Raw genomic sequence first — 13938 nt, forward strand, 5'->3', positions numbered from 1 at the left:
CCATGCTGAACTGGGACGATCCACTTGCCGCGGCCAAGCCCGACGCTTTCCGTCCGGCCGCTGCCATGCCGACTTCGGCGGGTCAGGACGATCGGCTGGATAGCCTGGCGGGTCAGCACGCGGATTTCCGGACGCGCTTTCAATCCCACGATACCCGCGCCCATGCGAGGCCCGGTCAGGGGCTGGTCGCCAATCTCAATCTGATGGAGAGCGCCGGCGCGGCACCCGTGGTCGCTCCCGATCCCTTTGCCGCCGCCGCGAACCAACAGGCCGAGCTGTCCATCGAGGATCCGCTCCTCCCCGGCGCGCACCATGAGCCTGAACAGGGTGCCGCGGGCGGCGCCACCGGACTCGAAAGCCTGGAACTGGGCGCGGGCCGGGTGCGGGTGGACGATAAGGCGATCATCAACTGTCGAGCGGATCTCAATCAGCTCGTGCCCTTCAAATACGACTGGGCCTGGCAGAAATATCTCGACGCCTGCGCCAATCACTGGATGCCGCAAGAGATCAACATGAACGCGGACATCGCGCTCTGGCGGGATCCGAACGGCCTGACCGACGACGAACGCACCATCATCAAGCGTAACCTGGGCTTTTTCTCGACCGCCGATTCGCTGGTCGCGAACAATCTGGTGCTGGCGGTCTATCGTCACATCAGTAACCCCGAGTGCCGTCAATATCTGCTGCGCCAGGCGTTCGAGGAGGCGTTGCACACCCATGCTTATCAGTACGTGGTCGAAAGCCTGGGGTTGGACGAGGGCGAAATCTTCAACATGTACCGCGAGGTGCCATCCGTCGCGCGCAAGGCCGAGTGGGCGCTGCCCTACACCCAGCATCTGGCCGACCCGCATTTCAACACCGGCACGCGGGAGAACGATCAGACGCTGCTGCGCGAACTGGTCGCCTTCTACGTGATCTTCGAGGGCATCTTTTTCTATGTCGGTTTCGTGCAGGTGTTGAGCATGGGCCGGCGCAACAAGATGACCGGCACCGCCGAGCAGTTTCAGTACATCCTGCGCGACGAATCCATGCACATGAATTTCGGCATCGATGTCATCAACCAGATCAAGATCGAGAATCCCCGCCTCTGGACCCCGGAGTTCCGGGAGGAACTGGTCACCATGATCCGCGACGCGGTCGCGATGGAGTCGCGCTATGCCCACGACACCATGCCGCGCGGCGTGCTGGGCCTGAACGCGCCCATGTTCGAGGAGTATCTCCAGTTCATCGCCAACCGCCGCTGCGCCCAGATCGGATTGCCCGAGCAGTATCCGGGCGCCAGCAATCCCTTCCCCTGGATGTCCGAGGTGCTGGATCTCAAGAAGGAAAAAAACTTCTTCGAGACGCGCGTGACCGAGTATCAGACCGGTGGGGCGCTGAACTGGGATTGATCCCCGAGCGGCCTACTCGTCGCGAATGTACGCGAACCGGACGTCATCTGGCGTCCCTTCCAGCGCGCTTCCGGCGGGCGGACGCCACATCACCATGTCCTCGATCTGGCTCGCCAGCTCGAAATCTTTGTCGGTGACGCCCTTCGCCGAATGGGTCATCAGACTGATGGTCACGCGGTCATAGGAGACCGTCAGATCGGGGTGATGCCAAGCGGCTTCGGCAAGGTGTCCGACGGCGTTGAGCGCCATCAGCGTTCCCTTCCAGCCGTGGGTGCGGTAGGTGCGGCGCAGACAGCCGTCCTCGAAGATCCAGCGCGGGAGTTCGCGGGCGATCCGCTCGCGGATTTCCGCTTCGCCGTAGACTCGGATGTCGGACATGGTTGGTGCCTCCGGTGGTTTCACCCAACCCGGCAGAGCCGGAACTAAAAACGTGATCGAGGACTTTGCTCGTTGTCGTTGTCGTTGTCGCTCGGATACTCGACAACGACAACGACAACGACAACGCGATTTCTTCGACAGTCTGTTTTTAATGTTTTAAACCGCGCCAGCTCCGACAGACGTGGATGCTGTCGAGAGTGATCCAATCCAAAAACATCGCCTACCGCACTGGGCGCGGTTTAACGCCGCGACCGAAAAAAGGCGCGCAGGGTTTCGGCGCACTCCTCGGCCAGGATGCCACCCCGGCAAGCGGTGCGGTGATTGAATCGGTCGTCCGATGGCAGCAGGTCGAAGACGCTGCCGCAGGCGCCGGCCTTGGGGTCGGGCGCGCCATAGATGACCTGAGCGACGCGGGCGTGAACGATGGCCCCGGCGCACATGACACAGGGCTCCAGGGTGACATACAGGGTTGTGTCGGGCAGACGGTAATTCCCCACGCGCCGTCCAGCATCGCGTAACGCCTGAATCTCGGCATGGGCGCTGGCGTCATGCGTCCCGATCGGGCGGTTCCAGCCCTCGCCGATGACCGCGCCGTCCCGGACCAGCAGCGCGCCGACCGGCACCTCGCCCGCCTCGGCGGCGCGTTGGGCCAGGGTCAGCGCAAGGCGCATCCAGTCTTGATCCGAACGGTTGTCGGCGATGTCCAAGCGAGCGTTTCCCCCTTGGTCGTTAAATGGACAGGATTAACAGGATGTTTCAAGATTGACAGGATTCAAAACCGAGGTTCGAACTCGGTCGCTATGGCAGAATCCCTCACCACAGACTCCACTTCGTCTCCCATCGAACGAGAACCCAGGCATGGACACTGAACCGACCAGCGACCTCTTTCAACCCTACCGGCTTGGCGGCCTGACGCTTGCCAACCGGCTCGTCATGGCGCCGCTGACGCGCAGTCGCGCGGGCGCGGGCGATGTGCCGACGCCCTTGATGGCGACCTATTATGCACAGCGCGCCAGTGCCGGTCTGCTGATCAGCGAGGCGTCGCAGATTTCGCCGCAGGGCAAGGGGTATATCCAAACGCCGGGGATTTACAGCGCCGAACAGATCGCTGGCTGGAAGCAAGTCACCGACGCCGTGCATGCCGCTGACGGCAAGATCGTCATCCAGCTCTGGCATGTCGGGCGTATCTCGCATCCCGACCTGCAGGACAACGGCGCGCTGCCGGTCGCGCCCTCGGCGGTGATCCCGGTCGGCCAGGTGTTCACCGGCCAGGGAATGGTCGACATGGTGACGCCGCGCGCGCTCGAACTCGACGAAATCCCCGGTCTTGTGGCGGACTACCGACAGGCGGCCCGCCATGCGCAAGAGGCGGGTTTCGATGGAATCGAGATCCACGCGGCCAACGGGTATCTGCTCGATCAGTTTCTGCGGGACAAGACCAATCGGCGTACCGACCTCTACGGCGGCGCCATCGAAAACCGCGCCCGGCTGCTGCTTGAAGTCACCGACGCGGTGCTTGAAGTCTGGGAGAAGGATCGTGTCGGCGTGCGTCTCTCGCCGCTCTCGCCGGTCAACGATATCGACGACTCGGATCCCGAGCCGCTGTTCACCCATGTCGTGAGCGAGTTGACGGCACGCGGCATCGGTTTTCTGCATGTCATTGAAGGCGTGACCGGCGGTCCGCGCGAGACAGGTCATCCCTTCCAGCTTGACACCCTGCGACGACTGTTCAAGGGAACCTATATCGCCAACAACGGTTACACGCGCGATCTTGCGCTGACCGCTCGCGCGGCCGATAGCGCCGACTTGATCGCCTTCGGCAAGCTCTTCATCTCCAACCCCGATCTGGTCGAGCGGTTGCGTCTGAATGCCCCGCTGAATGAGCCCGATCCCGCGACCTTCTATGGCGGCGACGAGCGCGGCTATACCGATTATCCCTGTCTCGACAGCGCTCGCTGAGAAATATCTATTTTCTCGTTCCCGACTCCTGCGCAGAATCGTTGTCAGTTGTCAGTTGTCAGTTGTCAGTTGTCAGTTGTCAGTTGTCAGTTGTCAGTTGTCAGTTGTCAGTTGTCAGTTGTCAGTTGTCAGTTGTCAGTTGTCGGGTAACTCTTGAATCTCCTTGGTAGCGAGGGCGTACTGCCCTCGCTTCTGGTGGGCGGTCTTGTGCAGATCGAATCGGGAAGGTTTGAAGGTTTACTCCCACTCAATGGTCCCCGGCGGCTTGCCGGTGATGTCGTAGACCACCCGCGACACACCGGGCACTTCGTTGACGATGCGCCGGCAGACTAGATCGAGAAATTCATAGGGCAGATGCGCCCAGCGGGCGGTCATGAAGTCCAGCGTCTCGACCGCGCGCAGCGCGATGACATGGGCATACTGGCGGTTGTCGCCGACCACGCCGACCGAGCGCACGGGTAAAAAAACCGCGAACGCTTGCGAGACCTGGTCATAAAGATCGGCGCGACGCAGTTCCTCGATGAAGATGTGATCGGCCAGACGGAGCGTCTGGGCGTCGTGCCGCTGCACTTCGCCCAGGATTCGCACGCCAAGACCAGGGCCGGGGAAGGGATGGCGATAGACCATCTCGGAGGGTAGGCCCAACTCGACCCCGATTCGGCGCACCTCGTCCTTGAACAGTTCGCGCAAGGGTTCGACCAGCTTGAGGTTCATGTCATCCGGGAGACCGCCGACATTGTGATGCGACTTGATAACCTTGGCCTTGCCGCTCTTGGCGCCGGCGGATTCGATCACGTCCGGATAGATGGTGCCCTGCGCCAGCCACTGCACATCCTGGATCTTGCTCGCCTCGTCATCGAACACCTCGATGAAGGTATTGCCGATGATCTTGCGTTTCTGTTCCGGATCGCTCACGCCCTTGAGCCGGCCCAGGAAACGCTCCTCGGCATCCACCCGAATCACCCGCACGCCCATGTGACGGGCGAAGGTGCTCATCACCTGATCGCCCTCGCCGAGGCGCAGCAGACCGTTGTCGACGAAGACGCAGGTGAGTTGATCGCCAATCGCGCGGTGGAGGAGGGCGGCGACCACGCTGGAATCGACGCCGCCGGAGAGTCCGAGCAGAACCTTGTCGGTTCCAACCTGGGCGCGGATCTTCGCGAGACTGTCATCGATGATGTTGTCCGGGGTCCAGAGACGCCCGCAGCCGCAGATCTCGTGCACGAAGCGTTCGATAATCCGCTGGCCCTGGCGGGTATGGGTGACCTCGGGATGGAACTGCACGCCATAGAAGCGGCGCTCCTCGTCGGCGATTCCGGCGAGCGGGGCGTTTTCGGTTTCGGCGATGACCTGGAAGCCTGGCGGCAGCGATTCCACACGGTCGCCGTGGCTCATCCAGACATCCAGGAGTCCGTAGCCCTCGGGGCTGGCATGGTCCTCGATATCGCGCAGCAGCCGCGAGTGTCCGCGCGCGCGGACTTGGGCATAACCGTATTCGCGATGGGTCGCCGGGACGACCGCGCCGCCGAGCTGCGCAGTCATGGTTTGCAGGCCGTAGCAGATGCCCAGCACCGGCACCCCGAGGTCGAAGACCAGCGGATCGGCGCGCGGCGTTTCGGCCTCATGGACGGATTGCGGCCCGCCCGAGAGGATCACCCCGCTGGGTGCGAACTCGCGGATGGCCTGGGCGTCCAGGTCGTAGGGGTGGAGTTCGCAATAGACCCCGGCCTCGCGCACCCGCCGGGCGATCAACTGGGTGTATTGAGATCCGAAGTCCAGGATCAGGATGCGGTCGGCGTGGATGTTGGGCATAAATGAGTTGTCAGTTGTCAGTTGTCAGTTGTCAGTTGTCAGAGATCCAGGTCTTGCGCAGCCAAGATCGAATGGAGCGCGCGAAATGCCGCGATCTTTCAATCGCAACCCGCGAATCCTGAAAAATCTGTCGATGCTGTCTAGCGTGTGTCAGTTGGCGGTACGCCACGCAAGGCGTCGCGATAGGCCCGGATCGCTTCGTCGGTCGTCGGGCGGTCGAGAAAGGACATGAGCAGATCCAGATCGAGTCCAGGCAGTACCTCGCTCGCGACGAGTGGGACATAGCGCTCGTCGTGCAGTCCGTAGGGCTGAATCCGGCCCTTGCGCCAGTACCAGATCTCGGCCACGCCGAGTTTGCGGTAGATGTCGAGCGTGTCGATACGCCCCGAGGTCCAGACGACCTCGATGGCCAGGTGCGGGCGCTCGCGCTCCGGGTCGCCGAAGATGTAACACTCGTCCGGTTCGGCGCCCCGGGTGCGATCAGCCGACTTCAGCGTCCAGGAGCCGAGGACGGAGAAAGGGATGTCGCGTTCCAGGCAGTAGGTTTCGACCAGGCAGCCGATCAATGACTTGATCGCCTCGTGGGTGCGGGATGGACTCATGATCTCGACGACTCCCTCCAGATAGGCAATGCGCGGCGCCGAATGATCGCCGCGCATGTCGAGCAGGCGTTCATAGTCATCCCAACTCAGGTCCGAGAGATGGACGACGTGATCCTCGGTCGGTCGGTCATCGTGTTGTTCGTATTGGGCCTGGGTATACATTGACCTCGCCTCTATGATGTTGGATGGTTCAGTCTGATCGGTGTCAGGATCAGGAGGCGATGCTCAATCCAGACTGCCCGGTATGCATCCATCTCCTTCGTTACAAGATGCGGCGCTCCTGCGCGTACTGGCGGAGTGCTTGGTTCACTGCGGTCGAATCAGGAAAAATCCGATGAAGATCGGGGTCGATCCTGACGATGTTGGTTCCCTCCCGATAACGGGCGGCATACTTCCCGCGTTCGCCTGATTTGATCAAGCTCGGCGGATACTCGGGCTTCAAGGTATCTTCTTCATTCATAAGCATTGCGCTCGGATCGTGTCATGCATCGTGCTGAGATGATACGGATGGTGTCGTTTCTTTCGGTGAATGACACCACGAGATGCCGGGCTTTTGAGGAGATGCCGAAGAGTAGGTAACGCATTTCATCGGATGAGTGCTCCGGATCGGAAACAGATGAAGCGTGTTCATCGCCAAAAACCTCCGTCGCCTCAATAAAGGTGACTCCGTGTTTTGCCTGATTAGCGCGCGCCTTCTTCTCGTCCCACTCAAAATCCATATCAAAAAATCCACATAAAGACCTAGCTCCGGCTGTTGCCCAAGCAACAGCCGGCGCCAGATTTTAATTGTCGATGCGATAATTCGGCGCTTCCTTCGTAATCTGCACATCATGCACATGCGACTCGCGCATCCCCGCCGTGCTGACGCGCACGAACTCCGGCTTGGTGCGCATCTCTTCGATGGTGGCGCAGCCGGTATAGCCCATGCTGGAGCCCAGCCCACCGACCAGTTGATGGATCACGTTGATCAGGCTGCCCTTGTAGGGAACGCGCCCCTCGATACCCTCGGGCACCAGCTTTTCCTTCTCGGTGTCTTCCTGGAAATAGCGGTCGCTGGAGCCCTCGGAGGAGCCCATGGCGCCCAGCGAGCCCATGCCGCGATAGGATTTATAGGAACGCCCCTGATAGATCTCCACCTCGCCCGGCGCCTCGTCGGTGCCGGCGAACATGCCGCCGATCATGACGCTGTGCGCGCCGGCGGCGATCACCTTGGCGACATCGCCCGAGTAGCGCAGACCGCCATCGGCGATGACTGGCACCCCGCTGCCTTCCAGCGCCTCGGTGACGTTGGACACCGCCGTGATCTGCGGGACGCCGACGCCGGCGACGATGCGGGTGGTGCAGATGGAGTTATGCACGATCGCGTTATCGGCGATGAAGCTATGCGTCGGGCAATCGACCTCGATGTCGTAGACGGGAAGCGCCAGATGGAGCGGTTGCCGGTCTAGCAGCTTCAGAACCTGATAGTCCCTGGTCAATCGCTTCGCGTGCGAGACGTTCAGACGGGCGCGATAGGAATCCCGGCAATTCTCGTCGCAGGTGCCGACAAGTCCGCCCGCCGACGGCGCCTCGACATGGCAGTTCGGCAGGCTGCCTTTGAGCAACAGACAGAGCAGGCTGAAGAGTTCGGTCAGCGCTTGCGAGGTATTGCCGAAACAGAGCCGGCCATCGGCGGCGGTATAGCCGTCGCTGTCCAGAAGTCCATCGAACAGCCCCTGCAGATAGTCGGGGTTGGCGCACAGGAGATCGGACGGCAGGTGTTTTTCGTGGCGTTTGCCGAAGCGTGCCAGCAGGCGTGCCCACTGCAACGAATAGAAATGGATGTTGATGATGCTGGGGCCAGCCGTTTGTACCGGCGCGACCCCGGTGACCTCCTGGACACACTGGATTAGTTTGTCCACGATGGCCTGTTCATGCTCGCCAAAGTACCAGGAAACCCGTCCCAGCTCGGAATTTCTGGAGGGCGCGATGAAGGCATGTCCGTCACCGAGAAAGGTTCCAAAAAGATAGCCGAGCGCGTAGGACTCGCGGATTTGGGTGTGATAACGCGCTAACTGTAAATCCTGACGGATGGCAAACTCGGTCAGATTGATTTCAATGGTGCCGGGTAGCTCGAACGCAACCTGGCGCGGGAACAGACAGGTGCCGCGTTCGACCTCGCCGATGGCCGTCCAACCGATCTTCGATGCGCCTTGCCGGGTGGGCCGGTCGAGTACATTGACATAACCTTTCGATGCCACGGTCTCCGCGCTTGCGGTGGTGAGATCGCCGACTAGATAGCGATGGTCGGGCGTGGCGAGCGTGCCCCAGAACGAGGCGGTATGACGAATCTGCATGACCTCGCGCACCCCCGTGCACCAGGCGTTCACGACCGTGACAGGCTGTCCATCCCGATTGATCACCCGCTCGCCGGGGCGGACATCCTCGATATTCCGGTAGCTGGCGTCCGCCATCAGAATTCGCGTCCCCGCCGCGAAACAACCAGGTCCAATGCCCACCTTCACCGCATCCGCGCCCGCGTCGCGCAACGCCCGCGCGGCGTCCGCCGTGGCGATATTGCCGCCGATGACCTGGAGATCGGGGTAGTGGGTCTTGACCCACTTCACGCGATCGAGCACGCCCTGCGAGTGACCGTGTGCGGTATCGACCACGACCACGTCGACCCCGGCCTCGACCAGCGCAGCGATACGCTCCTCGGTGCCGCGTCCGACGCTGACCGCCGCGCCGCAGCGCAGCCGTTCATGCGAATCGCGCGAGGCTTTGGGGAAGTCCTTGGCTTTCTGAATATCCTTGACGGTGATCAGTCCGCGCAGCTCGAAACGGTCGTTGACCACCAGTACCTTCTCGATCCGGTGTTTGTGCAGCAGGCTCACCACATCCTCGCGGCTGGCACCCTCGCGTACCGTGACCAGACGCTCCTGCGGGGTCATGATGGCCGACACCGGCGCGCTCATTCGGGTCTCGAAACGCAGATCGCGTCCGGTGACGATGCCGACCAGCTTGCCGTTCTCGGTGACCGGGACGCCGGAGATGTTATTGGCGTGGGTGAGTGCGAGCACCTCGCCGACACTGACCGTCGGCGCGACCGTGATGGGATTGCGGATGATGCCGCTCTCGTATTTCTTGACCGCCAGCACCTCGCGGGCCTGACGCTCGGCGTTCATGTTCTTGTGGATGATGCCGATGCCGCCTTCCAGCGCCATGGCGATGGCCAGCCGGGCCTCGGTGACCGTATCCATGGCGGCCGAGACCAGGGGAATTCGCAGTTCGATCCCGCGGGTCAGCTTGGTATGGAAATCCACCTCGTTCGGGAGCACCCTGGAATGGGCGGGGACAAGGAGGACATCGTCGAAGGTCAGTGCTTCCTGGATCAGGCGCATGGGAATCGGGCTCCGCGGATCGTTTCCAAAGGCTGGAAATTAACCCGTGAGTATAGGATTTCAAATCCGAGTGGTAAACTTGTGTTTATGAATATCATCACATCAATGGCTATCAGGCGGTCATCGCCTTTGACCCCGACATTGAACTGTTCCGGGGGGAGTTTATGGGACTGAATGGCGGTGCCGACTTCTATGCCGCCGATGTCGAAGGTTTGAAGCGGGAGGGCGAAATTTCGCTGCGTCTGTTCCTGGACGCCTGCAAGCGTCGTGGGATCGAGCCACGCAAGCATTTTTCGGGTAAATTTTCCCTGCGGGTCGATCCCGCCACGCATGAGGCCGCCGTCATGGCCGCGGCCGCGCATGGTCAGAGTTTGAATCAGTGGGCGACGGAGGCGATCAGGCAGGCCGCCCAGGCGGAGTCTTGTTGACCGCGCGGAAAACCACCAAGGATGCGGGTCTGGACTTTTCCCGCGACATCTACAGCGTGGCGCGTCTCGCCAGCGAGGTGCGGGCCGTGCTCGACGGCAGTTTCCCGCTGCTCTGGGTGCGGGGCGAGATCTCGAATCTGGCGCAGCCCGCCTCGGGACATCTGTATTTCAGCCTGAAGGACGAAGCGGCCCAGGTCCGTTGCGCCATGTTCCGTGCCAAGCGGCTGTTGCTGCCGTTTAAACCCGCGAACGGCCAGCAGGTGCTGGCGCGCGTGCGGGTGACGCTCTATGAGCCGCGCGGCGATTTCCAACTGGTGGTCGAGCATCTGGAATCGGGCGGGGAGGGCGCGCTGCGGCTGGCCTTTGAGCGCCTGAAGCAAACGCTCGTCAGCGAGGGCTTATTCGCGGAGTCCAGCAAGCGCCCGTTGCCAGCCTTTCCGTGTCAGGTGGGCCTGATCACCTCGCCCACGGGCGCGGCGGTGCGTGACCTGCTCGCGGTGCTCAAGCGCCGGTTCAGCGCCTTGCCGGTGGTGATCTATCCCGCGCAGGTCCAGGGTGAGGCGGCGGCTGCCTCACTGATCGCCGCGCTGACGCTCGCCAATGCCCGTGCCGACTGCGATGTGCTGATCCTGGCGCGCGGCGGCGGTTCGCTGGAGGATCTCAACGCCTTCAACGACGAGTCGCTGGCGCGGGCGATTCGCGCCTCCGCGATTCCGGTGGTCAGCGGGGTCGGTCATGAGAGCGATCTCACCATCGCCGATCTGGTGGCAGATCGGCGGGCGGCCACGCCCTCGGCGGCGGCCGAACTGGTCGCGCCCTCGTCCGAGCATGTTCGGCAGCGACTGACCGCGCTGTCCGTGCGTCTGGCCGAGGTTCAGCAACGTCGGTTTGACCTCGTCCGTCAGCGACTGGCGGGCGTGGTGCGCCATCTGGGGCTGCTGCATCCGGCCGCCCGGTTGCAGCAGCAATCGCAGCGTCTGGATTTCGCTCAACAGCGCTTGCTGACACTCATGGCGGAGCGGCTGGGGGGTGCGCGGAACCGACTTCGTCCAGTCGTGGCGCGATTGGGCGCGGTCTCGCCGGAGCGACGGCTGGAACGGGCGGGGATGATTCTGGACGCGCTCGGCCAACGGCTCGCTCGGGCGTCTCATCGGATGGCGGAACAGCGGCGCGAGCGGCTACTGCGTGCTCTCGCCGGACTGGAGGCGCTTAGCCCCTTGGCCACGCTGGCGCGCGGCTACGCCATCGTCACGCGCTGGCCGGATGGTTTGATTGTCAGGGATCCGTATCAGGCTCCACCTGGAACCCACATTCAGGCGCGTGTCGCGGCAGGGCGATTGATGGCGGTTGTGGCGTCCGACGAAAGCGGCTGAATCGCGTCGAATCACCAAGGATTTGCCGCCGCCCTGGGTGCGCCGACCTGTGGTCGTCACGCCGCGCTTGGCTGACGGCGGTCCGAATACAACTCGGTCATCCTTCCGGCAGCCGTTCTCATTTTGGCGTCATCCGCCATCGTAGGAGCCCCCTTGCGGGCGATATGACTTGCCAGTCGCCTTTGGGTCTGGGGCTAAACCCCGTCGCCCGGAAGCCAGCCCGCAGGCCCGCAAGTCGCCCGCAAGCGGGTTCCTACGTCAACATGAGAATTACTGTCCCCCAGCCGGGGTGTTGCTCAGTCTTCCGCGCGCTGATAGGCGTCCGCCATCTGCTTCTGGATGTTGGCGGGTACCGGTTCGTAGCGACTGAGTTCGATACTGTAGGTGCCCTCGCCGCCGGTCATGGCCTTGAGCCGGGCGTCATAGCCTGACAACTCCGCCAGCGGCGCCTCGCCTTCGATCAGGATGCGACCGCGACTCTTGGTCTCGCTGCCGTTGATGCGGCCGCGCCGGCTCGACAGATCCCCCGCCAGATCGCCCATGGCGCTGTCCTGGGCGGTGATGCGGATCTTGACGATCGGTTCCAGGATGACCGGCTGGGCCTTGAGCACGGCGTCGATGAACGCCTTGCGACCGGCGGTGGCAAAGGCGATGTCCTTGGAATCCACGGGATGAAATTTGCCGTCATAGACGGTGACCTTGACATCCTGGAGCGGATAACCGGCGACGGCGCCTTCATCGAGCACCTGACGCACGCCCTTTTCGATCGAGGGGATGAAATTGCCGGGAATGACGCCGCCGACCACCGCGTCGATGAACTCGAAGCCGGCGCCGCGTTCGTTGGGCTCGACCCGCAGATAGACCTCGCCGAACTGACCCGCGCCGCCAGTCTGTTTCTTGTGCCGGTGATGCCCCTCCGCCTTGCCCACGATGGTCTCGCGGTAGGGGATGCTCGGCGGGTGGGTCTCCACCTCGACATGGAATTGTTCGGTCAGCCGGCGCAGCAACACCTTGAGGTGCAATTCGCCAAGACCGCGGATGATGGTCTCGTTGGCGGCGGCGTTGTGTTCGAGATGGAAACAGGGGTCTTCCGACTCCAGTTTATGCAGCGCGTCGGTCAGCTTCTGCTCGTCGCCGCGCTTGGCGGTGTTGATGGCGAGTCCGAACAGCGGCAGCGGGCATTCCAGGCTGGCGAGGTGGAAGTGGTCTTCCTCGTGCGAGTCGTGCAGCACGGCGTCGAAATGGATGTCGTCGACCCGCGAGACGGCGAGGATGTCGCCGGGGACGCCTTCGCTCACCTCGATCAATTCGCTGCCATGCAGTCGGTAGAGATGATTCACCTTGAACGGCTTGCGGGCGTCGCCGATCAGGATCTGAGCGCCCGTCGTCATGCGGCCCTGATGGATGCGGAAGATGCCGAGTTTGCCCCGGAAGGGATCGTTGATGATCTTGAAGACATGCGCCACGACATGCAGCGACGGATCGGGCTTGACGGTCACCGGCAGCAGCGTGGCACCTTCGCCTTTCAGGAAGGGTGGCGGGTTGCCTTCGGATGGGTTGGGCATCAGCCGCGCCAGAATCTCCAACAATTCGGGGATGCCTGCGCCGGTCTGCGCGGACACGAAACAGACCGGGATCAGGTGAGACTCGCGCAGCGCGGTCTCGAAGGGGTCATGGAGCTGTTCGGGCGCGAGATCCTGGCCCTGCTCCAGATACACCTCCATCAGCGCCTCGTCGACTTCCACGACCTGGTCGATAATGTGGCTGTGGGCATCTTCCACCGAGGTGAAATCGGCGCCCTCGCCGGTCGGCTGGAAGAAGCAGTCGACGACCCGCTTGCCGCCATCGGCCGGCAGATTGATCGGCAGACATTCGGCGCCGAAGGTTTCGCGGATCTGCTCGGTCAGACCGGCGAGGTCGAGATCCGGGGCATCGATCTGGTTGACGACGATGAGACGGCAGAGCTTGCGGTTCTGCGCGGCCTTCATCATGCGGATGCTCATTGGCTCGATGCCGGACTGAGCATTGATGACCAGGGCGGCGGTCTCCACGGCGGGCAGAACCGAGATGCTGCGTCCGAGGAAATCCGGGTAGCCGGGGGTGTCGATCAGATTGATGTGTTTGCCGCCGGTACTGAAGCTCGTGATGGCTGCGTCCAGCGAGTGTTGCAGTTCTTTTTCCAGCGGGTCGAAGTCGCAGACGGTCGTGCTCCGGGCGATGCTGCCAGGGCTGGGGATCACGCCGGTGGCGGCGAGCAGTGCCTCTACCAACGTGGTCTTACCGGAGCCGGCGTGGCCGACCAGTGCGATATTGCGGACGTCCTCGGCATTGTAGTCAGACATCGGTGATCCTGTCGTGGCGCTTGAGTGGAATGCAGGGCGTTGGTGCGCCCTTTCGGCTGATCGTTCGAAGAACCGAAATTATACTGTAACCGAGATGTCGCACTGGCGGTATGTCGGTGCAATTCCGCGACGATTGCGTTGGGTCAAGGATCTTTACTATAGCCTTCGCACCTGATATCCAAACATAACCTTGGCTAGGGGGCGGGTTTGAAACCCGCCCCTAGTGTGCCCGGCATGGGCCAAGACTTGCGACCTGCAAAGAGGTCGCCGGAG

At 62.4% G+C, this 13938-nt stretch carries 11 protein-coding genes and 2 pseudogenes; 4 read left to right on the forward strand and 9 right to left on the reverse strand.

Annotated features, from left to right (window positions below; translation table 11 throughout):
• Nucleotides 1–2 precede the first annotated feature (2 nt).
• The gene (locus CCR95_RS10485) at nt 3–1391 is read left to right on the forward strand and encodes a ribonucleotide-diphosphate reductase subunit beta (RefSeq protein WP_201094203.1); all 1389 of its coding nucleotides are present in this window, start codon (nt 3–5) and stop codon (nt 1389–1391) included.
• A 12-nt stretch (nt 1392–1403) separates the two neighbouring features.
• Here CCR95_RS10485 and CCR95_RS10490 read toward each other — a convergent pair whose 3' ends face one another.
• Nucleotides 1404–1769 (reverse strand): 4a-hydroxytetrahydrobiopterin dehydratase, encoded by a 366-nt coding sequence (locus tag CCR95_RS10490; protein ID WP_201094139.1) that lies wholly within the window; start codon nt 1767–1769, stop codon nt 1404–1406.
• Between the two features lie 239 nt (nt 1770–2008).
• The gene (gene tadA / locus CCR95_RS10495) at nt 2009–2476 is read right to left on the reverse strand and encodes a tRNA adenosine(34) deaminase TadA (protein WP_207188584.1); all 468 of its coding nucleotides are present in this window, start codon (nt 2474–2476) and stop codon (nt 2009–2011) included.
• Nucleotides 2477–2627: 151 nt separating this feature from the next.
• Between tadA and CCR95_RS10500 the strand changes: the two genes are divergently transcribed.
• On the forward strand, nt 2628–3728 hold the full coding sequence (locus CCR95_RS10500) for an alkene reductase (protein WP_201094140.1): 1101 nt from the start codon (nt 2628–2630) through the stop codon (nt 3726–3728).
• Between the two features lie 237 nt (nt 3729–3965).
• Here CCR95_RS10500 and guaA read toward each other — a convergent pair whose 3' ends face one another.
• The 6 genes and pseudogenes from guaA to guaB form a co-directional block, all read right to left on the reverse strand.
• Entirely contained in the window at nt 3966–5540 is a 1575-nt protein-coding gene (guaA, locus tag CCR95_RS10505; RefSeq protein ID WP_201094142.1) for a glutamine-hydrolyzing GMP synthase, read from the reverse strand.
• 140 nt (nt 5541–5680) lie between these two features.
• Nucleotides 5681–6304 (reverse strand): Uma2 family endonuclease, encoded by a 624-nt coding sequence (locus CCR95_RS10510; protein WP_201094144.1) that lies wholly within the window; start codon nt 6302–6304, stop codon nt 5681–5683.
• A 100-nt stretch (nt 6305–6404) separates the two neighbouring features.
• The gene (locus CCR95_RS10515) at nt 6405–6602 is read right to left on the reverse strand and encodes a hypothetical protein (protein ID WP_201094146.1); all 198 of its coding nucleotides are present in this window, start codon (nt 6600–6602) and stop codon (nt 6405–6407) included.
• On the reverse strand, nt 6595–6861 hold the full coding sequence (locus tag CCR95_RS10520; protein ID WP_201094148.1) for a BrnT family toxin: 267 nt from the start codon (nt 6859–6861) through the stop codon (nt 6595–6597). Before CCR95_RS10520 ends, CCR95_RS10515 begins: the two co-directional genes overlap by 8 nt.
• 63 nt (nt 6862–6924) lie before the next feature.
• A pseudogene (locus CCR95_RS10525) lies at nt 6925–7491 on the reverse strand (IMP dehydrogenase); the annotation flags it as partial.
• An 894-nt stretch (nt 7492–8385) separates the two neighbouring features.
• Nucleotides 8386–9522: pseudogene (gene guaB / locus CCR95_RS10535) on the reverse strand (IMP dehydrogenase); the annotation flags it as partial.
• A gap of 164 nt (nt 9523–9686) precedes the next feature.
• On the opposite strand from guaB, the gene CCR95_RS10540 reads away from it, so the two are divergent.
• Nucleotides 9687–9950 (forward strand): type II toxin-antitoxin system HicB family antitoxin, encoded by a 264-nt coding sequence (locus CCR95_RS10540; protein ID WP_201094150.1) that lies wholly within the window; start codon nt 9687–9689, stop codon nt 9948–9950.
• Nucleotides 9947–11323, forward strand: coding sequence for an exodeoxyribonuclease VII large subunit (xseA, locus tag CCR95_RS10545; RefSeq protein WP_201094152.1), 1377 nt, complete (start codon nt 9947–9949; stop codon nt 11321–11323). Before CCR95_RS10540 ends, xseA begins: the two co-directional genes overlap by 4 nt.
• Before the next feature lie 296 nt (nt 11324–11619).
• On the opposite strand, the gene fusA is transcribed toward xseA, so the two are convergent.
• Nucleotides 11620–13665 (reverse strand): elongation factor G, encoded by a 2046-nt coding sequence (fusA, locus tag CCR95_RS10550; RefSeq protein WP_201094154.1) that lies wholly within the window; start codon nt 13663–13665, stop codon nt 11620–11622.
• Nucleotides 13666–13938: the final 273 nt, after the last annotated feature.

The sequence above is a fragment of the Thiocystis minor genome, assembly GCF_016653465.1.
Lineage (GTDB): Bacteria > Pseudomonadota > Gammaproteobacteria > Chromatiales > Chromatiaceae > Chromatium > Chromatium minus.